General features: G+C 40.7%; 1 pseudogene. It reads left to right on the forward strand.

What is annotated here, in order from left to right:
* Positions 1-747 (forward strand): annotated as a pseudogene (locus tag SH09_RS17290) (hypothetical protein); the annotation flags it as partial.

A 747-nucleotide genomic window follows, 5' to 3' on the forward strand; every position in this document is an offset into this window, starting at 1 on the left:
CTCAATGATGTGCTTGCACTTTCTGAGTCAGACACTGATGTGCTCAACGACGTTGATGCACTTTCTGAATCAGATACTGAAGTGCTTAATGATGTACTTGCTGATTCTGAATCGCTCACTGATGTGCTTAATGATGTGCTTGCACTTTCTGAGTCACTTACTGACGTGCTCAATGATGTTGATGCACTTTCTGAATCAGACACTGATGTACTCAATGATGTGCTTGCACTTTCTGAGTCACTTACTGAAGTACTCAATGATGTTGATGCACTTTCTGAGTCAGATACTGATGTACTTAATGATGTGCTTGCTGACTCTGAATCTGATACTGATGTGCTCAATGATGTACTTGCTGATTCTGAATCACTCACTGATGTGCTCAATGATGTTGACGCACTTTCTGATTCAGATACTGAAGTACTTAGTGACGTACTTGCACTTTCTGAATCACTTACTGATGTACTTAATGATGTGCTTGCACTCTCTGAGTCAGACACTGATGTGCTCAACGACGTTGATGCACTTTCTGAGTCACTTACTGACGTGCTTAATGATGTTGACGCACTTTCTGAATCTGCTACTGAAGTACTTAATGATGTACTTGCTGATTCTGAATCACTCACTGATGTGCTCAATGATGTTGATGCACTTTCTGAATCAGACACTGATGTACTCAATGATGTGCTTGCTGACTCTGAATCTGATACTGAAGTACTTAATGATGTTGATGCACTTTCTGAGTCAGAC

Source organism: Staphylococcus gallinarum (assembly GCF_000875895.1).
Classification (GTDB): Bacteria; Bacillota; Bacilli; order Staphylococcales; family Staphylococcaceae; genus Staphylococcus; species Staphylococcus gallinarum.